This is a genomic window from Candidatus Uabimicrobium helgolandensis (assembly GCF_041508025.1).
GTDB classification, from domain to species: Bacteria; Planctomycetota; Uabimicrobiia; order Uabimicrobiales; family Uabimicrobiaceae; genus Uabimicrobium; species Uabimicrobium helgolandensis.
This window is the reverse complement of record NZ_CP165719.1, coordinates 2,493,264-2,516,492: the sequence shown is the minus strand read 5'-3', so window position 1 is coordinate 2,516,492 and position 23,229 is coordinate 2,493,264. Positions and strand designations below refer to the sequence as shown.

The 23,229-nt window shown below is 35.5% G+C and carries 17 protein-coding genes; 8 read left to right on the top strand and 9 right to left on the bottom strand.

Annotation, left to right across the window (positions count from 1 at the left end; genetic code table 11):
- Positions 1-165 precede the first annotated feature (165 nt).
- The 4 genes from UABHE_RS09160 (at position 166) to UABHE_RS09145 (ending at position 5,869) form a co-directional block, all read left to right on the top strand.
- The gene (locus tag UABHE_RS09160; protein ID WP_372369952.1) at positions 166-2,124 is read left to right on the top strand and encodes an endonuclease V; all 1,959 of its coding nucleotides are present in this window, start codon (positions 166-168) and stop codon (positions 2,122-2,124) included.
- Positions 2,121-3,203 carry an S-methyl-5-thioribose-1-phosphate isomerase gene (gene mtnA, locus UABHE_RS09155; protein ID WP_372369951.1) on the top strand — a complete coding sequence of 361 codons (1,083 nt, stop codon included), beginning with the start codon at positions 2,121-2,123 and terminating at the stop codon, positions 3,201-3,203. The genes UABHE_RS09160 and mtnA overlap by 4 nt, the downstream gene beginning before the upstream one ends.
- 88 nt (positions 3,204-3,291) lie before the next feature.
- On the top strand, positions 3,292-5,541 hold the full coding sequence (locus tag UABHE_RS09150; protein WP_372369950.1) for an FHA domain-containing serine/threonine-protein kinase: 2,250 nt from the start codon (positions 3,292-3,294) through the stop codon (positions 5,539-5,541).
- 67 nt (positions 5,542-5,608) lie between these two features.
- Positions 5,609-5,869 carry a type B 50S ribosomal protein L31 gene (locus tag UABHE_RS09145; protein WP_372369949.1) on the top strand — a complete coding sequence of 87 codons (261 nt, stop codon included), beginning with the start codon at positions 5,609-5,611 and terminating at the stop codon, positions 5,867-5,869.
- A gap of 76 nt (positions 5,870-5,945) precedes the next feature.
- On the opposite strand, the gene UABHE_RS09140 is transcribed toward UABHE_RS09145, so the two are convergent.
- The 6 genes from UABHE_RS09140 to UABHE_RS09115 form a co-directional block, all read right to left on the bottom strand.
- The gene (locus UABHE_RS09140) at positions 5,946-7,121 is read right to left on the bottom strand and encodes an exonuclease SbcCD subunit D (RefSeq protein ID WP_372369947.1); all 1,176 of its coding nucleotides are present in this window, start codon (positions 7,119-7,121) and stop codon (positions 5,946-5,948) included.
- A 9-nt stretch (positions 7,122-7,130) separates the two neighbouring features.
- A complete protein-coding gene (locus tag UABHE_RS09135; protein WP_372369946.1) occupies positions 7,131-8,303 on the bottom strand; it encodes an acetyl-CoA carboxylase biotin carboxylase subunit family protein in 1,173 nt (390 codons plus the stop codon).
- Positions 8,304-8,330: 27 nt separating this feature from the next.
- Positions 8,331-9,380: a serine/threonine protein kinase gene (locus UABHE_RS09130; RefSeq protein WP_372369944.1), complete on the bottom strand. Its 1,050-nt coding sequence runs from the start codon at positions 9,378-9,380 to the stop codon at positions 8,331-8,333.
- Positions 9,381-9,389: 9 nt separating this feature from the next.
- Positions 9,390-10,853 (bottom strand): serine/threonine protein kinase, encoded by a 1,464-nt coding sequence (locus UABHE_RS09125; RefSeq protein WP_372369943.1) that lies wholly within the window; start codon positions 10,851-10,853, stop codon positions 9,390-9,392.
- Between the two features lie 224 nt (positions 10,854-11,077).
- Positions 11,078-12,307, bottom strand: a complete 1,230-nt coding sequence (locus UABHE_RS09120) for a cytochrome P450 (RefSeq protein ID WP_372369942.1) — start codon at positions 12,305-12,307, stop codon at positions 11,078-11,080.
- A gap of 465 nt (positions 12,308-12,772) precedes the next feature.
- The gene (locus UABHE_RS09115) at positions 12,773-14,170 is read right to left on the bottom strand and encodes a M20/M25/M40 family metallo-hydrolase (protein WP_372369941.1); all 1,398 of its coding nucleotides are present in this window, start codon (positions 14,168-14,170) and stop codon (positions 12,773-12,775) included.
- A 162-nt stretch (positions 14,171-14,332) separates the two neighbouring features.
- On the opposite strand from UABHE_RS09115, the gene ygeW reads away from it, so the two are divergent.
- The 4 genes from ygeW to UABHE_RS09095 all read left to right on the top strand — a co-directional run bounded on the left by ygeW (position 14,333) and on the right by UABHE_RS09095 (position 17,955).
- Complete coding sequence (gene ygeW / locus UABHE_RS09110; RefSeq protein ID WP_372369940.1) at positions 14,333-15,517, top strand: knotted carbamoyltransferase YgeW; 1,185 nt, start codon at positions 14,333-14,335, stop codon at positions 15,515-15,517.
- 175 nt (positions 15,518-15,692) lie between these two features.
- A complete protein-coding gene (locus UABHE_RS09105) occupies positions 15,693-15,971 on the top strand; it encodes a protein kinase (RefSeq protein WP_372369939.1) in 279 nt (92 codons plus the stop codon).
- Between the two features lie 338 nt (positions 15,972-16,309).
- Positions 16,310-17,470, top strand: a complete 1,161-nt coding sequence (locus tag UABHE_RS09100) for a hypothetical protein (RefSeq protein ID WP_372369938.1) — start codon at positions 16,310-16,312, stop codon at positions 17,468-17,470.
- A 29-nt stretch (positions 17,471-17,499) separates the two neighbouring features.
- Positions 17,500-17,955, top strand: a complete 456-nt coding sequence (locus tag UABHE_RS09095) for a hypothetical protein (RefSeq protein WP_372369937.1) — start codon at positions 17,500-17,502, stop codon at positions 17,953-17,955.
- Between the two features lie 48 nt (positions 17,956-18,003).
- On the opposite strand, the gene mutS is transcribed toward UABHE_RS09095, so the two are convergent.
- The 3 genes from mutS to UABHE_RS09080 are packed head-to-tail and all read right to left on the bottom strand — an operon-like array spanning position 18,004 to position 23,219.
- Positions 18,004-20,601 (bottom strand): DNA mismatch repair protein MutS, encoded by a 2,598-nt coding sequence (mutS, locus tag UABHE_RS09090; protein WP_372369936.1) that lies wholly within the window; start codon positions 20,599-20,601, stop codon positions 18,004-18,006.
- A gap of 1 nt (position 20,602) precedes the next feature.
- A complete protein-coding gene (locus UABHE_RS09085) occupies positions 20,603-21,727 on the bottom strand; it encodes a cysteine desulfurase family protein (RefSeq protein ID WP_372369935.1) in 1,125 nt (374 codons plus the stop codon).
- Between the two features lie 10 nt (positions 21,728-21,737).
- Positions 21,738-23,219: a TolC family protein gene (locus tag UABHE_RS09080; protein WP_372369934.1), complete on the bottom strand. Its 1,482-nt coding sequence runs from the start codon at positions 23,217-23,219 to the stop codon at positions 21,738-21,740.
- Positions 23,220-23,229 lie beyond the last annotated feature (10 nt).

Genomic DNA, 23,229 nt, shown 5'->3' with positions numbered 1-23,229 from the left:
ATTGGACAACTGCTTTTATCAGGCTACACTTTATTATAAGACAAAGTTCTATGTCGTAAAGTCTATAATTGACTTTTTCCTTGACTTGCAAACAATCCCCTTATATTATTTCGGCTAAAATATTTGCTGTTATATATTTAAGGAAAAATGCTAAGGTGATAATTCATGGACACTTCTTTAATATATTCAGGTTATGATTTCTTGACAAATTATTTGCAAAAAAATTCATTTTGTTTTCATGATTTAAATACTGATAACTTTCGCAATTGGTTAAAAAACCTTGTCGAAAGAGAAAAAAATAATAATAGCTTTCAACAACGTAGTAAAATACGAAATCTGAAGAAAGATAACTGGGAAGAATATCATACACTGCAAAAAAATTTGAAGATCGCAGAGCGCAATTTTTTGAATCACCCTAACAAATCAAGTTTTGAAGAAGTTGAAAATGCAATAGATAGTTCGCAAAAAGCTATCCAAGGACTTAGTAATTTTTTACAAAAAAATAGCGATGATGAGAAACGCCAAGAAAAATTAAAAAACTTTCAAGAGAAACTTTCTAATTTACAAGAACAACGCGATCTACTAGTGAAAGATACACCAGAAAAAGTTATTTTTGAAAAAGCACAAGAAACTTTGAAAAATTTTGAACAATCCTTAGGCTTACCCGAAGAAGAAGCAAAACTAGCAGCCATTTTAAAAAATCAAGGTCAAAAGCGTTCGTTTTCTGGTAGTCAATTTGAAGATGTTTCTCTTAAAATAGTTCAGAATAATATTTGCTCCACGCTTTCCCAAAGATACAATTTGCAAACTGATAACATGGTTATTCTTTCCAACGTGACTTTAGGTTGTGCGCGTGCAGAAATTGACTATTTGGTGATACAAGAAATGCCAGAAACTTGCGTTAAAGTTTTAGCGGTTATCGAAGTGAAAAAAAATATTAATGATGTGGCAGGTGGATTTGAGTTGCGCCAAGAAAATATTCACTGGTTTACAAAAAATAGCGAAAAGTATGATTGGCAAATTTACCGAACGAAAATTTTTAGAGAAGGTCATTTTGACAAGAAAGTCAAACACAGCGAGCATGGTAAAGAATACTTTTTCGACAGTAGTTCTTTTTTGAATTTCTCTCATGAAAATGAATATTACTTGCAAGATCTTTTTTTTATTACCTACGATAGACAGTTGACGGGACTCCGTGCTTCTGAAAAAAGTATACTTTCCCATCGCATTTCAACAGATGTGTTTTTTGATTTGGAAAATGATGACTATATAGAAAAGTTATTCACATGGTGCTGCGAACGCTTTTCTACTTTGCAAACAAAAAACGTATTAGAGTTTTATTTACAAAATAATTACGCAGATAATATGGTAGTTGTCAACAATCCAAAAAAAGACGATCGCGATATTCGTAAACACCTAGCCAAAGAACAGGAAAAATTATTGCCAATGGTTTCTATTCCTGTTAAAGGTGGCTACAGTCCCGTAAAACAAGACTACGTTTTCGCATTTGATATTCAGTACCAAGGAGAAGAAGCGCATGTTGCTGTAGATATATTTCGCTGGCAAGATAAACATGTAAAAACCTACGCTGGTTTATTTAAAGTAAATGTGCCTTATGTACCTTCTTATTTTTGCTTTCGCGAAGGACCTCCGCTATTAGCTTTATACCAAAAAATATTGCAAGATGAAGGAATTAAACCGCAATTATTGATTATCGATGGGCATGGTATTGCGCATCCGCGAAAATTCGGTGTTGCTTGCTGGTTGGGAATTGCAACAGGCGTACCAGCAATAGGCTGTGCGAAAGAAACGCTTATCTCTTATGAAGGAGAAAAGTTAGAAACATCCTCACAGAGTAATGTTCCGATGACTTATGACAACGAAAATCTAGGGTTTGCCCTACGGCGATTAGAAAATGTCAATCCTGTTTTTATAAGCCCTGGTCATCTAATTTCTCAAGACAAGTCTCTTGAAATTTGCCTTGCACTAGAAGGAGAATTTAAAGTGCCTGATACTATAAGAAGAGCAGACCAAGCAGCTAGACAACATTGTTCACGGATAAACGGGAATTGGATAGATTTAGGTTTACTACCTAAAGCAACTCCTTTATGGGAAATGATATGAAAAATACTACAATTTGGCTTGATAACGAACAAAAAGTATGTGTAATTGATCAAAGATACTTACCACATGAGTTCCGCACTTTTGACATTACTTCTGTAAAAGATGCAGCTATCGCGATTAAGGATATGATTGTTCGTGGTGCTCCTTTGATAGGAGTAACTGCCGCTTACGGTATTTATTTTGCTACTCTAGAAGCGACACCAGAGAATCATGAATATCATATAAAAGAAGCGGCCAAAGAATTAGGAGAAACACGTCCTACAGCTGTGAATTTACATTGGGCAATAGACGAACAACTCAAGGCTATTTCTCAAACTATCTCCATTGAATCAAAAAGAAAAATTGCCTTAGAAAATGCTCAGAAAATAGCTCTAGAGGATGTTGCTGCTTGTAAAAAAATAGGCGAGCACGGAGTTGAACTTATTCGAAAAATTAGCTCTCAAAAGCAGGGTGCTCCTGTTAATATTCTTACTCATTGCAATGCTGGGTGGCTAGCCTGTGTTGATTGGGGAACGGCAACATCTCCAATTTATCATGCATTTTTAGAAGAAATACCAATACATGTGTGGGTCGATGAAACACGTCCACGAAACCAAGGTGCCAACTTAACAGCTTGGGAATTGCAACAACGTTCTATTCCCCATACTGTTATCGTTGATAACACTGGAGGTCATCTAATGCAGCACGGACTTGTTGACATTGTTATTACTGGCGCTGATCGTGTAACGCGAAATGGTGATGCCGCAAATAAAATAGGTACATATTTAAAAGCTTTAGCTGCCAAAGACAATAATATACCTTTTTATGTAGCGCTTCCCACTTCAACAATTGATTGGTCTATTGGTGATGGAGTGAAGGAAATTCCTATCGAAGAAAGAAACCAAGATGAGGTTCGGTACATACAAGGTTTATGTGAAGGCGAAATAAAAAGCGTTCTTTTAACTCCTCCGCAAAGCCCTGCAAAAAACTACGGTTTTGATGTTACTCCTGCGCGCTTAATAAGTAGTTTTATCACTGAGAAAGGCATACATCAAGCGTCTGAAATTACTGAGTTGCAAGAAGAAGTGACTAAACTATGAGAAAACAATTGACAATCATAACGAATAGAATTAACATGACTAAAGCGTGCTAAAAAAATTAACACTTGGAGAAGAGGATTGTTTAACTATGGATGATCTTAGCTTAAAAGAACTGAAATTTCAGTCACAAACTAAGTATACAATAATGGAAGAAATCGGTCGCGGCGGACTAGGAATTATATACCTTGCTGCGCGAAATTCTGGGGGAGTTACTGACTATGTGGTGCTAAAAGCATTAAAGCCACTTAGCAATGAAGATGAACAAATTTTGCGCGAAGAAACAAATTTAGCTGCTACTCTCCACCATGAGAATATTGTAAAAGCTTATGGGTTAGAGTCTATTACTTTATCGCAATTGCCTGCATCTTTTTCTGAAAATATCAAGAATCTTTCGTATCGCCAAATTGTTGAAAAACAAGATTATAAATTTCGTCGTTTGAATTTTCACGACAGTGACCACCTCAACGGAAACCACGTTGCCTGCGGTACAGAAAGTGATAAAATACTACTTATCGCCATGGATTTTGTCGATGGTTTGAACTTAGAAGAACTTCACCAACAACATTTGAATATGTCCATACTTATTCCTGAAAAATTTGGCGCCTTTATCATTAGTCGAATTGCACGCGCTCTTGGTTATGCACATAACTATATGATTCACAAAGATATATCGCCAAAAAATATATTAGTGAATACTCACGGAATATGTAAATTAGGAGATTTTGGTGTTGAAGCAATCGCTCGCAAACAATCAGACTACTTTGACGGAAAGTTACCTTATTTACCTCCTGAGAAATATTTAAATACGTTTGTAGATGAAAGAACGGACTTGTTTGCTCTTGGTTTAGTTGCCTATCAAATTCTCACCGGAATATCGTTGTTTTATACCAGTAGTAATTTGCCAAAAGAGCAGCGCATAGAAGAAATAAAGCAACGTATCAATAAAGGGATTGCACCGCCAAGTAAAGTGCGAAAAGACATACCAGAAGAATTATCGCAAATTATTGTAAAAATGCTAAACCCTTCCTCGGTTTTACGCTACCAAAGGGCTATTACTGTAGCTAATCACCTAGAGAAAAAATATTTATATAACAAAGGCTACGGTCCAACAAACAATAGTCTTGCAAATTATTTGCATATATTTGAGAGTAAGTTCAGTTTATATACAGAAGATCAATTGCAAAACTTATCATTTTTGAAAAATGCTAACGGCGAGATTCAATTGCGACGCAAACTTGATCCTGAAAGTTATACAGAACTTGGTCTTGATTTAATGAAACAAACAAATTATGCATTATATAATAAAGTCGTAGAACTCGATCGTATTGCTGTTGATAAATTTCATTGTATTAAGTTAAAGCACCTTGATAACGTAATAGAATCTTTCTCCATAGGAGTAGAAGAACTGGTCATTGGTTCTGACTCTGATGTTTCTATTCCTCTTATCGACGAGCATGTTCTTCCAAAGCACGCTAAAATTAAATGTAAAGATAATGATATCGAAATTATTTGCCTTGATGAAAGTGCAAAGGTAGTCATTAACGATCAAGTGCTAGATAAAAAAGAGCTGCATGAAGGGGACAAAATTGAAATAGGCTCCCATGAGCTATTTTTCCTAAACCAAGTAAATGTCGATCAACAACAACCAAGTGAGGTATTTAATATAAGTTCTGAGTCTGACACTGTAAAAATAGCTCAGTCTACAAACTTCGCTTTAAAAATACCTGTAGATAATCTTAGTTTTGCAACAAGTGCTCGCATCATCCAGAGTATGCTAGAAAAAACAAACCTTAGTGTTCTGAAAAAGGGAGTTATTCCTACGGCATTTATGGAAACACTGCAAATATTAAAAGGTGGAGAAAGCACGAGTTTAAATGTTCATATTATCAAAGATGCTGTGCGTATATTGTTCAAGTGTAGTGGTTTTGATGACAAAGGCTATGATAATTTACTTTCTACTTTTAACAAGCATCGCGCTGATTTAATGAATCAGTTGCAAGAAAGTAAAACAGAAGAAGAGTCTTTTGGAATGACTTCTACAGAGCTCGAACTATTTTCTTCTCAAGATGATATGAAATCTTCTGATGGTGATTCTTCAGAAGACTTGTTGAAAGAAGATGAAGATAGCGATAATATTAGCGATGTGAGTGATGTTGACGATGATGACGACGATAGTGATTTTGATAGTGATATTGATATTGATTTAGACGCGCTTGAAAGCGGAGAAGCATTGGAAAATGTTGCAATGTTAGCGGCAATTATGATCATGCATAGTTTTGATCGTATTGAATTTAAGAAATATATGAAAGAAATTGAACTTGTTGTAAATTATTCTTAAATTTAGTTGCAACAGCAGTAAATGTTTGCTATTATCAGGCGCTTAAAATATAAGATAGGAGATTAAATTGAAAAAAGATATACATCCTGATTATCGCCCCGTAGTTTTTAAAGATATGTCTTGTGGCTATGCTTTCTTGACAAAATCAACTGCGAAAACTAAAGATACCGTCAAATGGGAAGATGGTAATGAGTATCCTCTAGTAAAAGTGGAGATTTCTAGTGAATCTCATCCTTTTTATACTGGAAAACAAAAAATGTTGGATGCTGCTGGACAGGTCGAAAAATTCAAGAAAAAATTCAAATGGAAACAAGAAGAGAAAAAGTAATTTTCTCCTGCTTTCATTTGCTAACAAAGGTGTCATCGATGATGGCACCTTTGTTATATTTCCATTCTCAAATCTATTAATCTTCCTCTGAACACTCTTCATACAATTGCAAAAACTCTTCAATAATTTCTGGTTGTGCTGCTCTTTCATAATGACTATTATGAAAATCTCGATATAAATCGGGTAACCAAGTAGGGCTGTCTTGTTGAATAAGATTTTTGTTTTCTTCACCAATAAACTCGCGGCGAATATCCACAGCGTTAGGAAAGTGTTGCTTGATTTTATGAGATAACCCTAAAGTTGAAGCGTCTGTTTTGATAATAATTTTTAAGTGATACTCTACTAGTTTTTCATCTTGAGATATTAACTCTTCTAATTCTGCAACAGTGCCTGTTATTAATTGTAAGCGAACGCCTGATTTAAATGGTATAAAACGCGGAGAATTAACTTGTCCCTTATCAATTTCTCCCACCAAAAAACCTTTTTCATGCTCTGCTTCTCCGAAATCCATTTGTAAGGGAGAGCCACAATAATATGCAGGACAAGTTCCTTCTATTCCTTGAAACATATGAACATGAGCAAGCGCAAAATAAGAGACACTTTTTGGGATAGCTGTAGGGTGAACAGCGTAATTATCACCTAAATAGAGACGTCTTTCTCCTCCTCCAGGCCGCGCGCCGTGCATAAGTAAATGCCCAACCATAATTTGAGTTGTGTTTTTTGCAAAACATTTACAAATTTCTTGTAATACATGTTTCATCCCACTGGAATAACGCATAGTTGTTTGTTCGCGTTCTTCACTAATGATGTCTTGAGCGCGAACAAACATCCGCTCAAATATAAAAGGAATCATACCTATAGATACTTTTTCTTTACCATCTTTCGAAGTATATTCACAAACGCACTTTTGAGGTTCTTCAAAATCGTATTTACCAACCATTGTAACATTAGCAAGTGCCATTATTTTCGATATAGCTTCAAATCGCAAACTACTGTCATGATTACCAGCAATAACTATAGACTTTACACCAAGAGCTGAAATACGATGAAAAAAATTGTACACAATATCTTCAGCTTCTGCTGAAGGTGTTGGTGTATCGTAGATATCTCCAGCGACTAACAAAAGTTCAACATTTTCTTTGGCAATAAAATCGTGTAATTCATCTAGTACAGCGCGATACTCTCCTCCGCGGTGTTTACCGCGAATAGTCTTCCCTACGTGCCAATCTCCGGTATGAACAAATTTCATCATTGAGTTTTCCTAAATGTTACTATGCCCTAATTGGTGAACGTAATTCTTTATTTCAAATATCTTATCTAGATGTGGATCTCGAACTAAATAGGCGTAATGCCCCATAGCTTTCCAGTACATAGGTTCTAAGTCTGTGTGATGTACAATGTGATTATGATAGCGATGTAATATTTGTTCATGAGTATATGTATATTCGCGATCAAATTTTCTACTAATATATCCACAATGATAAGAACGTGAATATTCCGCATCAAAGTGATTGTTAACAATTACATTTGCCCACTCTTTATATATATCAATATCATTCGCATAATTGAACATATCCAAAGTAAGACCTCCTGGAGGACGCATGTTAATTTCAAGAACAACCAACTCTCCGCTAGGACGACGAAAAAATTCTAGGTGAAAAAAACGCTCTGGCAAACCTAATACGTTTAATATTTTAATTGCTTGGTCGTATATGTCATTATCTACGTGGCGTAAAGAATAGTAAGCGGTGTGTAAATTGTGATGCATAATATCCATAACGTTATCGCAATTTTGGTGGACAGTGTAAAACACCACTTCTCCGTTTTTATTTAAAAGTCCATCAAAAGAGCATATCTTGCCCTCAATATATTCTTGCATCATGTACGGATGTTTATCTTTAATAGAAAAAAAATGTTGTAGCTGCTCTTCATTTTCTATTTTGTACGTTCCTACAGCGCCGACACCTTTATCTGGTTTTGCAACAATAGGATAGCCAACCTGTTGCACTAAATGTTGTCCTTCTTCGATAGAGTTGACAACATACCCGCGAGGCACATTTACATTGGCTTTATTAAATTCTTCTTTCATATGAGATTTAAATTTTATACGTTGAACATCACTACTGCGAATGCCAAAAACATTAAAATCATCGCGCAAACGCGCATCTGTTTCTAACCAATGTTCGTTATGCGATTCTATACGATCTATTCTACCATATACGTGGGTAAAATGGCCACAAGCACGCAAAATATCATCGTAGTTTTCCATATTCGGAATATAATAGTACTCGGTTAAAGCTTTTTTCAACGAATTGTCTAATGTTTCGAATGGTGCATCGCCTATCCCAAGAACGTTAACGCCTAATTTGCGCAATTGTGAACAGAAATGGATGTAATTAGGTGGAAAGTGGGGAGAAATAAATACAAAGTTCATAACAAACCTCAAAACATGTGGACTATGTTAGGATTGAAAATAGTATACAAGTAGTGTTAATATAATTAAAATAATGACATTGGTCAACACTAACAATGCTCTTTTCTTTTTTGACTTTTTTAAAATATTGCTATTTTCCAGATAATGCTGGAGATCTAAAGCAAAATCTTGTGCAGAAGAATAACGATCTTCTTTTCTTTTGCTAAGAGCTTTTAGGCAAATATCATTTAATTTTTTATTAACGTTAGGATTTATTGATATTGGAGGGTCAGGAGTATTGTTAACAACCATTGCGAGAGTTTCTCTATTTGATTCTCCAGTAAAAGGTAGAAATCCTGAGATAAATTCATAAAGTATAACTCCTAGAGAATACACATCGCTTAAATGATCAACTTTTTTTCCTAAAGCTTGCTCAGGGGACATATAAAAAGGTGTACCCATTATAAACCCACTTTTTGTTAGCTCAGTGTGATATTCAATTATTTTTGCTATGCCAAAATCCATGAGTACTGGTTGTAAGCCTTCTGTAATAAGAATGTTGTCCGGCTTTAGATCTCGATGTATAATAGAATTTTGGTGGGCAAGGTGGACAGCATGCGAAATTTGTGCAATGATTTCAACTCCTTTGTTCAAAGGTATACCTTGTCGCAGAAATTCATAGAAAGGTTTTCCTTTTACATACTCCATGGTATAAAATAAATGATTTTTGTATTCACCTGTACAATATATTTTCATAATATTAGGGTGTTGTAATTTGCGCATGGTTTCTATTTCGCGCTTAAATCTTTTTTTCTCTTCTGTATCGCTAGAATCCACTTCTACAATGGTTATCTTAAGAGCAAGAGCTTTATTCTCAAATTTATCTTTGACTTGATAAACAACTCCCATACCTCCTTGACCAAGTTTACTCACAATCTGATAGCGACTATCGATAATTTCATTTTTATCCAGTAGCATAACAGATTCGTCACTAATCTTTGCCATATCAATAATTTGATCTATCATACCTTCAGATAAAGAGAATTCCTTTTGTAGCAGATCTTTTTTGTCAATTCTTCGGGTTTTATGGCCGCTCATTATATTTTTCTATTTTCGAGTTTTATTAAGTAAACAATCAAGAACTTTTTTCAATGTATACCCAGGGTACAATTGCCACTGTGGAATACCCCGTTCGTAGAGATTTTCTTTTTTGATAAGATTGGTGCATTCTTGACATTTTTCTTTATGCATAGTGAATTCTTCATGAAGTATATGTATGTGTTCATATGGTCTAAATTTTATAGCACCAATTCTCAAATCGTTAAGTAACTGAGCTTGATTTTTTTCATTAAACCGCAAAGGATTTTCGACAGCACAAGCAATTGTCTCCCAGGTCACTTGAGGTGAATATCTTTCCCAAAAAGGATGAGGGTCAGTAACTATAATATTATGTTTTTTTAGATTTTGCGAACATTTTTGGCAACGGCTCCAATGGTGAGTTAATAACCAAAGAATGCCCTTTAAGTCTTTTCTGGGTATCGCTTTATTGGATTTGTTTCGATATTTTTGATAGATAACGTTTAATGCTGTTTTTTTGATATAAGTATTTTTTTTTGTATATACTACAGCAAATACTACAATCAAAAATACCGTAAATAGTAAACTTAAGTGTTTTTTTAATAAAGGAACGATCTCCAACCAGTTAAAAGCATCTATTTTAATTTTATCTCCGCGTAGATAACTCTTGAGATCGTTAGCCATTTCTTCGGTGTTTTCATAACGATTAAGATCATCTTTTCTCATTGATTTTGCACAAATAAATGACAGTTTTCGAGAAATATTTTTGTCAATACAATGCAAAGGCACAGGTTTTTCGTGACTAATTTTCCACATTAAAGTATTCAAATTACCTTCAAATGGCAATCTCTCAGCAAGGAGTTCATAAAGAATAGTGCCAGCAGTATACAAGTCACTTTTTATAGTTACTTTTTCACCGCGGACTTGTTCAGGAGACATATATTTAGGAGTACCAAGAATATCCCCCGTTTTGGTAAGTTTTGTTAGTGACTCGTCGTTATCGCGTGAAATACCAAAATCAGTAATAATAACTAACCCTTGACTATCTATAAGTATATTATCGGGTTTAAGATCACGATGAATTATACCTTTTTGATGCGAAAACCATAACCCCTCTAAAACAGAAATAAGTATTGTTACGCGCTTTTGAAAAGAAGGATTTTCTTGTTTTATATACTGATCTAAAGTTACGCCATTGATAAAATCCATTGTAAAGTAATAGGTGTCTTTGTACTTGCCAAAATCGTGAATATTAATGATATTTGGATGTTTTAATTTACATAAAATTTGCGATTCACGTAAAAAACGCTTAGTTTTGCTCTCGCTAACCCACTTTTGATTACGCATCATTTTTAATGCAAGAGACGCGTTTTTTTGTAAATCCTTTACCAAAAACACCTTGCCCATTGCTCCTTCACCAATTACAGAAAGAATTTGGTATCGATCTGCAAATAAAGAGCCGGGTTTAGATTGTAAAGACGGTTGAATTTTCACAATTTTACACCATTTAGAGAATAGACTAGTCGATTTAGGGGGTTCATCACTTGAATATTAGGAATGCACCCTGCTTGTAATATAAACCACTTGTATTAAGGCGTGTCGATGTGAACGCGAACGAGCTGCTATTGCTTATAGGAGACTACAGGAAAATAAGTGTCGACACGCCTTAAAAATACCACTAAATTTTCACATAAGTTAAGTGGTTTGTAAAAGATAACTTATTTATAACTCAAAATAAGTTCTTTTAAGCTATGAAAATGATTTGAACGCATTAAACTAACAGGTTCTGCTATTTGTAAACGATCAAAATGTGGTAACAGTTCTTCATACAATATACGTATTTCCATTCGCGCTAGTGGTGCGCCTAAACAGAAATGTGGTCCTCCACCACCAAAAACAAGGTGGCGATTTTTTTGACGTTCTATATTAAAAGTATATGGGTCGGCAAATATGTCTTCGTCAAAATTTGCAGAGTTATACCACATAACAACTTTAGCACCTTCGGGAATATTGACACCGCGCATTTGAGTATCTCTTGTTGTTGTTCTTCTAAAATAATAAACGGGCGTTGCCCATCGTAAGAGTTCTTCTACTGCTGTAGGAATAAGACTAGCGTCTTTTTGTAATTTTCGTAGCGAATCATCATATTTCTTAAGTGCAACGAAGCCATGTGACATTGTCGAACGATTTGTTTCGTTACCAGCAATCAACAGCAAAATGAAATACATGCGATACTCTTGCTCTGTTAAAGGGCGTCCATCGATAGACCCTTGTACTAGTTTACTAATAATATCTTGCTGAGGATCAAGTTTTTTTTGCTCTGCGGCATTTTTTGCATATTCATATACTTTTAAAGATGTTGGGCTACGCATAGGAAGATCTTTTAGTGTTTGGTCATCGCGATCGATAAGGCGATCTTCTTCTTCGTCTGTGCTTCCGATCATTTGATTTGTCCAGTGTATGAGTTCTTCCATATCTTCGCCAGGAATTCCCATCATTTTCGCAACTACTCCCATCGTTAAGCTCCCTGCAACATCTTGCACAAAGTTAAAACTTTCGCGAGCAAAGGCTTTTTCTAGAAGATCTTTTGTTAGTTTGCGAATAAACTCTTCATATTGAACTACAGAACGCGGAGAGAAGTCTTTACTAATTAAACCTCGTAATTTAGTATGTAAAGGAGGGTCTGTTTCAAGCATAGAACGGCGAACCTCCATTTGCGATTGAGTCATTTCTTCTAGATATACGGCTCCTTTTTGCGAAGAAAAAAGTTGAGTATTTCTACTTACAGCAACAACATCTTCGTATTTAGTGATGGCCCAATACCCTTGGCCATCTTCTTCTTCTTGCCAATAAACAGGACTTTCTTTACGCAATATTTCAAACATATTGTGTGGTAAACCTTGCTCAAAAAGATCAAGGTTATTTAAATCGACATCTTTTAATTTCATATTATTTGGCGAGGAACTCTACTTAGAGAGAATCCCAGACTGAAATTGTTACCTCGCGCTCCCTTTCTAGTGATGATAACTTTACTGATAGAGTAGAGTTATAAACTTGGCCGACATCATATGAAGATAGTTTTATAGGCATAAAAAAACCCCGAACACCTATAATTCGGGGTTTTCGTAGCCTCGGTACTATAGCATCTTACATGAAAATTGCAACATAAAATTTCCATATCGTATTTATCTGATTTTTTTATAGTAGAGGCGCAAGGAGATATTTTTTATAATTCTCTCCTTTTTTACTCGCCAAATGTAGTGGTCTGGGATATTTTGCCGAGAACTTGTCTAGTGCAATTCTATACCACTACCATCTTAAATACAGCGGTTTTGGTGTTTGTCGTTTTGAAGTAATAGCTACATTATCAATCTATGATTTGGGAGCCGCAAACGGTTGTTGTAGCTCTAGTTTTATTTTGTAAAGCTATGAACAAACGCTACATAATATGCTGCAGCATGATCTAGTGAATTGACAGGGCAATATTCATCTTTACGATGGGCTTCTTCTTCAATACCAGAGCCTAAGCCAAAATAAGTGATGTCAGGGGCTACATTTCCTTCTTTTTGTGCATGGCGAATCATTTGTGCTAAACCGGTAAGGTCAGTAGAAAAATTATAATAGTCGCGAACGGTGTAATCACCTTCGTTTTCTTTAATATCACTTTCATTAATTTCTCCTACGTCTCTTTTGTCGTACGGAGGAGTAGAGAACATCTCATGGTAAACATCCATTACTCTTTTGTGCAAAGGATCGGATGGAGATAACCATGGGCCTGGCAACTCTTGAACACCCACAAATTTATAGCCATTGTATGTTTCATACTCTGGACCAACAACGAGGAATTCGAATTTAGGCATTTCTTCTAAAGTTACATTTTTTTCAGAAGCAACAGCTTTTGTTACTTCATCTGCCACTTTGCTCATGTCTTCTAAAATATATTTAGGATCAGAGGTAGGAGCAATGCGTAAGTCAATATCCCAAGCAGCAACTTCGGTATGGGCATTTCCCGATGGAGAGGTAATTTTTCCAGTAGTAAATGCATATGTGTCTGCGCCAAACTTTAGAGAATTAGGTCCAGTGACTTTTTGGAAAATATTATGAACAATTCGCGAAAATACTTCTGCTACAGGTACTTTGACTGGTATAGAACCATGCCCTGTTTCTCCTTGCATGCGTATTTGATACAAGTAACGTCCGCGATGACCAAAATAAGGACGCGGAATTCCATCGCGTGTTGAAGTAGGTTCTGTTGTGACCATTATATTTGGAAGTTTTTGCATCCAGTCGGGATATTCTCTAGAAGAGTTAGCAATATTTTTAAGAAGATATTTAATACTCTCTCCTTCACAATCCTCTTCATGTGGATTTGCAGTAATGACAAATCGAATACCTTTTTCAGTTAGTTTTGCTTCGTGTTCTTTCAGAATTTTCATCGCGGCAATAGAAGAAACGACGCCTGCTAATTGATCTGAGGAGCCACGACCATATAGTTTATTGCCATCAAGTACTGGAGTATAAGCCTCTGGCCACTCACCAGGAGCAACAGTATCAAAGTGTCCAATCAACCAAATAATCGTTTGCGGATTTTTCCCTTCACCAATAGCGGCACAGATATTGCCAAAACGATCCTTACAAACAAGTTCAGTGATGCTCTTTAATTCACGCTCAATGATGTCTCCTCTAGCACCTTCCTTACCACTGGTTCCCCCATCAATAGACCCTGCTGCGATTAGTTCGGAGAGAAGTTTCACTGAATAGTTGTGCAAGCCTTGAGCTTTCGTTTTTATGTCTTCATATAATTCAGGCATATAATTCCCTTATTAAATATGCGCGTACGCTTTTCTGTTAACAGAGTTTATAACTCTCTTACATACAAATGCGCTTTATGTTAAATTTACACGTTTACATTTTTATGTAAATTTGAAATAATAATCATATGTTTAATATACGTATTTGTAAAGTGAGAAAAAATGCATAAAGATATAGAAAAATTGATTGAAGAACTTGGTAGTACTTTTAATAGCAGTTACGGCTATGATTTTTTGCAAACTTGGGATAAAAGTGACGAAGATATAAAAGCGACACTCATTACAGCAAAAATTTTAAGACAAATGCACAAAAATGGCATTTCGGCTAAAGCTTTTGATAGCGGAACAGCGATTTCTATTTTTAAAGACCAATCAACACGTACAAGATATAGTTTTGATAGTGCCACAAATTTTATAGGTTTAAATCCTATTGAGCTTGACCTAGGAAAATCGCAGGTTGCGCACGGTGAAACCACAAAAGAAACTGTGAATATGGTGTCTTTTTTAACAAGAACCATTGGAATTCGCGATGATATATATCTAGGTATCGGTCATAAATATATATCAGAAGTAGCAAAATTTGTACAACAAGGTTTTGATGAAGGGGTCCTTCACAACAGACCTGCCGTTGTTAATTTGCAAAGTGATCGTGATCATCCTACACAAAGTATGGCAGATCTCGCGCACCTAGAAGATTATTTTGGTGGAGTTGAAAATCTGCGTGGTAAAAAAATCGCAATGACTTGGGCATATTCTCCAAGTTATGGAAAACCACTATCAGTACCTCAGGGAATCATAGGACTTATGACGCGTTTTGGAGCAGATGTCACACTTGCTCATCCGAAAAATTTTAGTTTAATTCCCGATGTAGTCGAAACATCCAAAAACAATGCCGAAAAATCTGGTGGTTCTTTTAAGATTACCGATTCTATGGAAGAAGCATTTAAAGGTGCTGATATTGTTTATCCTAAATCGTGGGCTTCTTATAATATCATGGAAAAAAGAGCAGAGTTACTAAGCGGTGGCGATAAAAACGCTTATGAAAACTTAGAAAAAGATGCTCTTGCTGAAAATGCACAGCACAAAGACTGGGAATGCACAGAAAAAATGATGGAGCTAACTAACAACGCATTGTATATGCACTGCTTACCTGCAGATATAACAGGAGTTAGCTGTAAAGAAGGTGAAGTTGAAAATTCCGTATTCGAACGTTATCGCAAAGAGCTTTACCAAGAAGCAAGTTACAAACCTTTTATTATTGCAGCGATGATTTTACTAGGACAAAGCAAAACTCCACACCAAACTTTCCAAAAACTGTTAGCCCAAAATACTTCTTTGTATTTGTAAAACCTCAAGCTTTTAGCTTTTAAATATAGGGCTATCAATAGCCCTATATTTGCATTATTAAGAAGCTATTTTTTATTAATCATCTTGGCGCTATTTGGTATTTTCTAAACGATTACGACAAAACCCTTACTTGTACAGGATTACCTTTCTCAGACCAATTAGTTAGTGGACGAACATGAAAACAAATCTTGAACAAAACTATGCAAACCGCTATCAAATATTACAAGAAATAGGTCGTGGTGGCATAGGCTGTGTCTATAAAGCATATGATAAACAAAAAAATATAGAAGTAGCTCTTAAGATTTTATTAGAGGGAAATAAAGCACAAGAAAAGCAAAAAAAACGTTTCTTGCGAGAAGCACAAGCTATTAACAACCTAAATCATAAAAATATTATTCGCATCTATGATGTTTTTACACAACCACAGCTAGTAGAGAATCCATCCGAGGTCTAAAAGCGTTATATCGCTACTTAGGAGAAGAGCAAAGATCTGATTTAGATATAAAGATAAATAAAATAAAAAATGACTTGTTTGAATGCAAACTGGAAGAATTGAGCAAGTAAGTGACCCACTAAAATCCTTTGCGAACAAGGAAAATGTGAAAATTGCGTTTTTATTACGCCTTTTGGATGTTATAATTTAATTGAGATAGGCGTTTTCGCAACTACACAATTTTTCAGGCGTTGTTATTAGCCAGTTATTTTGTTGTTTGCTTGAGTTAGGTTCCATCGTAATCGCATAACTAAGTTATGCGAATTAGTACACCTTAGCTGTTTGTTGAGGGGCTTTATATGGCAACAATTACTAGAGAAAATATAACTCAAATAGCTAGCAATACGAAATACATGGCCTGCGCTTTATACGTAGAGGAAATTTACGATAAAAGCAACTGTTTCTTTGATAATTGCAGTTTTCGTAAAAATTTAGAAATTAGTTATTCTTCTAATTTTTCATTTTTAAACTGCAATTTCAGAACGATTAAAATAGGCTATGGTGTTAAAAATTTTGATTTAAGTGGCTATATCGAGGTTCTTAGGCTTTTTGAACAAAGTATTTCGTGCTTAAAAAAGATTCAATTTTTAAATACACTTGAGTTAATAGGCTCTAAATATTCGTCTATAAAAAAAGAGCAGTGGCGAAATCTTTATCAACTTTCGCAACTAAAAGAGCTTTCTATAAAAGGAACAGGTATTCGCAATAGTGATTTTAAAAATCTTCTTGCGCAAATTCCATCTATAGAATCACTTATTTTTAAATATGAAAATATTAACAATACTGGCTTTTCTGGTGTTCGAAACTTACCAAGCCTAAAAAAATTAATGTTTTTTAAATCAAAAATGCGTAGTAGATGGTTGAAATATATCGAAAGTCTACAACAATTGGAGGAATTATATCTCGGAGATGGGGTTACCTCTTATGGTTTGCAATACTTGCAGGTGTTACCTGGATTAGTTAAACTTGATTTACCACGCACAAAAGTAGACAATCAAGGTTTAAAATATATACGGAATCTACATAATCTAAGACAGCTTAATCTTGAACGATCAATGATTACAGATGAGGGACTTCGTTACTTAAGTCCTTGTACTAAAATTTTTGAACTCAACTTATCTTATTTGGCAGGGATAGGAGATAAAGGATTAAAGTACATTAAACATTTTCCCAATCTCACAGTTCTTAGCCTAAAAGGAACAAAAGTAACAGATAATGCTCTACGTTATCATATAAAAGACATGCATAGCCTTAAAAAGCTTGATTTGTCAGAGACAAAGATTAGTAACAAAGGGTTAAAATATTTCGAACAACTGAAACACTTAGAGTATATTAATATCTGTGGAACAGAAATTTGTAATATCGCTCAATTACAAAATATTCTACCTCAATCATGTAAAATAGAATATTTAGATGATGATTGGAAACTTCGTAAGGTGAATGGATTAGCAAATAAGTGATTTAAGATATTTTTGGTAAAGGTACGTAAATGACAAACAGTGGAAATATAAGCGAAATATTATTCCAAGTTAATCATGCTTCGCTAAAAGGTGCGCTAAAAAGTTTATGGGCAGAGCATTCTACAAAAATGCGCTTGGATAAAAGTTTCGAGGAAGTTAAGTTTTTTTCAAAAACTTTGGAGAATTTTATTCGTTCTCCTTTGGGAGGAGATGTCCTTACCTTACTAAGAATAACAGGCTACCAAATTGTACTTGCGACTCAAAAGGTTGATGATAAAGAAAAACTGTGGGCAATTACTGGAAAGGGACCTGCTGTCATCTATGCTGCTGCTGGAAATGTACAAGAAGAAGTTTTCTATATTCGCTATCCGTTCGAATTTATAGAATTTATTGAACAAGTATTAGCGATATCGCAGTTAAACCCTTCTGATATCATGGAAACGATTGTTGGTAGCACCAACAAAATCATTTCCACAATTCATTAAAGGAAGCGACTAAAATAATTTACTATGTTATTTTGCTTTAAATCCCGATCACAAATTTTGCGCTTCTATTTGCAACTCTTTTAGAATATTTAATGCGTCAATAGGTGTTAGTGTTTCTACATTTAGATTTGAGAGAGTATCAATCAGATCTTCTCCCACCATAGAAAATAAATTGTTACTACTTTGATTACGGCATGCTTGTCCTGTAAAATTACGAACATCAATAGCATGCCTTTCTAAGCGCATAAGAATTTTGCGTGAGTTGTGAATAACTTGTTGCGGTATACCAGCCAATTTAGCTACTTCTATTCCATAACTACGGTCAGCACTACCTTCAAGTATTTTGTGCAAGAAAGCAACTTGTCCATTCCATTCTTGAATGGCAACATTATAATTGCGAACATTTGGATAAATGTCTGCAAGGTCTGACATTTCATGATAGTGTGTTGCAAACAATGTACGTGCGTTGATTTTTTTTTGTATGTGTTCAATAATAGACCATGCAAGAGAGACTCCATCGAAAGTACTAGTACCACGTCCAACTTCATCTAAGACAATAAAACTTGCAGCACTCGCATTATTTAGTATATTCGCTGTTTCTATCATTTCAACCATAAAAGTACTGCGACCTCTTGCAATTTCATCTGCTGATCCTATACGAGTAAAAATGCGATCAACAATGCCAATTTTAGCTTTTTTAGCAGGTACAAAGGAACCAATTTGCGCTAATAAAATAATCAAAGCATTTTGTCTAATATACGTGGATTTTCCTGCCATATTAGGACCAGTAATAATCATAATTTCATTGCCTGGCTCCATGGAGAGTTCATTGGCTATAAATGGAGTGTCCAAGGTTGTTTCAAGGACAGGGTGGCGACCTTCTTTTATTTCAAGAGTATGGTTGTTCATCAGTTCTGGACATGTGTAGTTTCGCGATTTTGCTGTTTTAGCCATAGAGCAAAGTACATCAATACATGCTATTGCCTCAGCAACACTTCGCAAATCATTGAGATATTTTTGCACCTCTTCGCGAATTTCTTGGAATAATTTATATTCTAAATCCTTACTGCGATCGTTAGCAGAAAGAACATCGCTTTCATATTCTTTTAATTCAGCGGTGATGTAACGTTCAGCATTTTTAAGTGTTTGTTTGCGCACGTAGTGTTCTGGGACGCGGTGACTATGGGTGTGAGTTACTTCAATGTAGTAATTGAAGACTTTATTAAAACTAACTTTAAGTGAAGGAATTCCCGTATTTTCTGCTTCGCGTTTTTGAAAATCTTCCAACCACTTATCACCTGAAGATTGAACTTTTCTTAACTTGTCTAACTCTTCATTGTAGCCATTTCGAATTATATCACCATCTTTTAATGTTGGTTTAGGTTGCTCATGAATAGCGCTTGTTAGTAGAGTAGCGAGTGTTTCCAAAGAGAATAAGTTTTTAATAATTTCTTTTATAATAAGAGATGTAAATGGTTGTAATTCATCGCGAAGAGAAGGCAATACTAAAAGAGAGTTTTTTAATGCGAGTAAATCACGTGCGTCAGCTCTTTTACTTGCAATACGAGCACACAATCTTTCTATGTCTTGAATCGAAGCTAATATCTTACAAATATTTTGATGTTGTTCATTGTGCTGTATAAATTCCAGCACTCCTTGTTGCCTTGCTCTAATTTTTTCAAGAACAATTAGTGGAGAAGTTAACCAATTGCTAAGAAGTCTCCCGCCCATAGCGGTCTGTGTTTCATCAATAACAGCAAGTAAAGTATTTTTATTTGACGATCGCAAGGATCTGGTTATTTCTAAGCAATTGCGAGTGGCAGAGTCAAGAAGCATTTTTTCTTGGGCGTTGTAACTTACAATTTTCGTGATATGAGGGAGTGTACTTTTCTGCGTTTCTTTTACATAGTGAAATAGTGCACCGGCTGCCCCTAATCCAGCGTTCATGTTTTGACAACCAAAACCTTCTAAAGAACTTACTTGTAGATGCTCTTCAAGGGTTCTTTTGGCGTTACTTTTAGCAAAAAACCAATCAGGGCGATAAGTAATTGCGGACTTTTGATGTTTAACAATTTCCGAGATCGTTAAATCACTTTCCCAAACACGTACAACAGTATCTCTTTTTTTTTCTGGTACTAAACATTCAGCTGGCGCAATACGTGCTAATTCATCCGCAAGAAAGCAACTAGCAATTTCATGTACTTCGAATGTTCCTGTTGATATATCAACCCACGCAAGGCCAATTGTTTTTTTTAAGGGAGCAATTGCTAGTAAAAAGTTATGACTTTTTTCGTTAAGGACTGCTTCTTCGGTAATCGTTCCAGGGGTTATTACTCGTACAACATCGCGTTCGACAATACCTTGCGCTTCCGAAGCTTCCTGGATTTGTTCGCATATAGCAACACGATATCCTTGTTGAATTAACTTTGTCAAATAAGTGTCAAGTGATTTTACAGGAACTCCTGCCATTGGAACGGCATTTTCTCCCTTGTTGCGTGCTGTTAAAGCAATTCCCAAAGCACGTGAACATAATTCTGCGTCCTCGTAAAATACTTCGTAAAAATCTCCCATACGAAAAAACAAAATAGAATCCTGATGTTTTTCTTTCGCAGCATTATACTGTTTCATCATTGGCGTTTGAGACATATTATTCCTTATTTTGTAACTTTTTGACGGCTAAGACAATTTGTTCACTAGCACGTAAAATCTCATCTCTGTTGTTATATTTGCTTAAACTAAAGCGTATCGCACCACGAGCAACTCTATCATCAATTCCCATAGCGCGCATAACAAAAGACCCAGGCTTCTTTGTACAGGCTGCTCCTGTTGATGCGGCGATGTCAGATGTTAATGCTAAAACTTCAGCACCGATTAGACCAGGAAATGATATATTAACTGTGTTGGCTAAGCGTTCTTTTCCACCATTTAAAACCGCATTAGGGCAGCCTTCACTGATCTTTTCCCACAATAAATCACGCATTTCAAGTAACTGCGAATAGTAGTTTTGATGTGTTTCGTTAATGATTTTACATGCTGCGCCTAGAGCAACACAAAAAGGCAGATTTTCTGTTCCTGCGCGCTTTCCACGCTCATGACCTGTTCCGTGTAAAAGAGGCTCTATTTCAATACCACTGCGTAGATAAAAAGCGCCTATTCCCTTTGGAGCATGAAATTTATGCCCTGCTAGAGTAAGCATATCAACACCAAGAGACTTTACACTTACCTTTTCTTTTCCAATACTTTGTGCAGCATCGCTGTGAAAATAAATTCCTTTTTGAGCAGCGATAGTACTCATTTTCTTTATAGGTTGGATACTTCCCACTTCGTTATTGGCATGCATGATAGATATTAGTATAGTACTTGGTCGTATACTGTTTTCTAGTGCATCTATACTTACTTGTCCGTCTTTACTCACAGGCAAATAAGTAACTTCGTAACCTTGTTGTTCCAAATACGCAAAACTACGCAAAACACTCGGATGTTCAAAGCTCGAAGTAATAAGGTGCTTTCCTTTGTCTTTATAGTAACAGGCAATTCCCTTTATCAAGGTATTGTTCGCTTCTGTTGCGCAACCAGTAAAATATATTTCTTTTGCTTCACATTCAAGTAGTGCTGCAACTTGCTCGCGTGCTTTTTCAATTGCTTCGCGGTTTTTTTGTCCCCATTTATGACTACTAGAAGGATTACCGTAACAGTCTTTTAAAAAAGGGGACATGCAGTCAAAAACTTCTTGAGAAATAACTGTTGTAGAGTTATTGTCGAGGTAAATCACTGTGCGTCCTTTACTTTGGGTCTACATTTATACTATATTTACGTAGTACTCGATCTAAAGCACCTTCTGCTTGGTCTAAAGCGTAAATAGCTTTCTGATATGCAATTACCGTATTTATTTCATTAATTCGCGCCGAAGTTAAATCTTGCTCTGTTTCTTGTACTTGGAATAGTGGTATAATTCCAGCTCTGAATTTGTTTTCTTCATTTGCAAGTTGTTTTTCTGCGAGTTCTCTAGTTTTTCGGGCAGTGTATACTCTACGCGAAGCGATATTTAAATTACGTATTGCTTGCCTTACATCCCAAATAATCTGACTTTGAATTTGTTGGTGTTGTAATTCTAATTGTTTTCTTTGCATAATCGCTTGCTGGTAACGTGCGCGTGCTGCACGATTTCCAATTGGAATTTCCAATTCTAATTGGACCGACCACGATGGAAAGTCTCCATCGACAACAACATCGACAACCTCAGGGTGATTTTCGTCAATACCATTAAAATCAAGTGTTCCTGTTAAGTCTAGTCGCGGTAATAATTGATTTTTTTGAAAAGAAACAGATAGAGTCGAATTTTCAATAGCTAGAAGGTTTTGTTTTAGATCCTGACGATGTTTGAGCGCGTAACCTAAACTTTTTTCAAAATTTGTTTCTATAGGTGAAAAATAAGGACGTTCAACAGGTATCAATCGCACATTTTCATAGTAACGTGTGTCCAAAGGGCGGATAAATCTTTTCAGCTGATCTTCTGCGAGAAGAACTTGTTGTTCAGCAAGAATAAGCGCATCGCGCACTTGCGCAACATTTCGCTCAGCATTAAGTATATCTGCGGCAGCTAAAGAACCTGCTTTAATACGCGCTTGGGTAATTTTATATAGGTTTTGCGTTTGGCGCAGTGATTGTCTTTGTAATTCGTAATTTTCTCGCGCATTGATTAAATCCCAATAAGCTTGCTGTACACTAGTTACGAGATTTAATGATTGCAATTGAAAAGCGTAGTAAGAAGACTTTACATTATTTTCAGCAGAACGGATATTTGTAGTATTTACACCAATTCCAAAATTGCGCAAGAGCGGTTGAGTAACTGAAAATGCCAAAGTTCCAGACCAACTAGTGTTGAAAGCAAGAAACGGATTATCTGTTAAGTCTTTATCGTAATTTAATTGATATGAAACAGATGTTGTTCCTCCGAAAGTATTCGCTTTTTGTAAGCCAATATTAAAACGTCCTGCTACGTTTTCATTGGAAGAAAAATCATTGATTGCATCGCGATTAGAACTAATATATCTAAAACTACTTGTAAAAGTAGGATCAAAATCACTTTTTGCAATTGTAAGATCAAATTCACTGAGTTTAGGATTGTAGCTTTCTACTTTAAGTTCAATATTATTGCGAAGCGCTTGAATTAAACAGTCTTTTATTGTTACAGACTCGACGTGTTGCTGAGCTTCTAAAGAACACAAAAATAATAAAGTTGTGATAAACAACATTACGCGCATAATAACACCT

Coding starts and splice junctions, on each gene's coding strand:
- UABHE_RS09160 (WP_372369952.1), top strand. CDS start 166: ATGGACACTTCTTTAATATATTCAGGTTATGATTTCTTGACAAATTAT.
- mtnA (WP_372369951.1), top strand. CDS start 2,121: ATGAAAAATACTACAATTTGGCTTGATAACGAACAAAAAGTATGTGTA.
- UABHE_RS09150 (WP_372369950.1), top strand. CDS start 3,292: ATGGATGATCTTAGCTTAAAAGAACTGAAATTTCAGTCACAAACTAAG.
- UABHE_RS09140 (WP_372369947.1), bottom strand. CDS start 7,121: ATGATGAAATTTGTTCATACCGGAGATTGGCACGTAGGGAAGACTATT.
- UABHE_RS09135 (WP_372369946.1), bottom strand. CDS start 8,303: ATGAACTTTGTATTTATTTCTCCCCACTTTCCACCTAATTACATCCAT.
- UABHE_RS09130 (WP_372369944.1), bottom strand. CDS start 9,380: ATGAGCGGCCATAAAACCCGAAGAATTGACAAAAAAGATCTGCTACAA.
- UABHE_RS09120 (WP_372369942.1), bottom strand. CDS start 12,307: ATGAAATTAAAAGATGTCGATTTAAATAACCTTGATCTTTTTGAGCAA.
- UABHE_RS09115 (WP_372369941.1), bottom strand. CDS start 14,170: ATGCCTGAATTATATGAAGACATAAAAACGAAAGCTCAAGGCTTGCAC.
- ygeW (WP_372369940.1), top strand. CDS start 14,333: ATGCATAAAGATATAGAAAAATTGATTGAAGAACTTGGTAGTACTTTT.
- UABHE_RS09105 (WP_372369939.1), top strand. CDS start 15,693: ATGAAAACAAATCTTGAACAAAACTATGCAAACCGCTATCAAATATTA.
- UABHE_RS09100 (WP_372369938.1), top strand. CDS start 16,310: ATGGCAACAATTACTAGAGAAAATATAACTCAAATAGCTAGCAATACG.
- UABHE_RS09095 (WP_372369937.1), top strand. CDS start 17,500: ATGACAAACAGTGGAAATATAAGCGAAATATTATTCCAAGTTAATCAT.
- mutS (WP_372369936.1), bottom strand. CDS start 20,601: ATGTCTCAAACGCCAATGATGAAACAGTATAATGCTGCGAAAGAAAAA.
- UABHE_RS09080 (WP_372369934.1), bottom strand. CDS start 23,219: ATGCGCGTAATGTTGTTTATCACAACTTTATTATTTTTGTGTTCTTTA.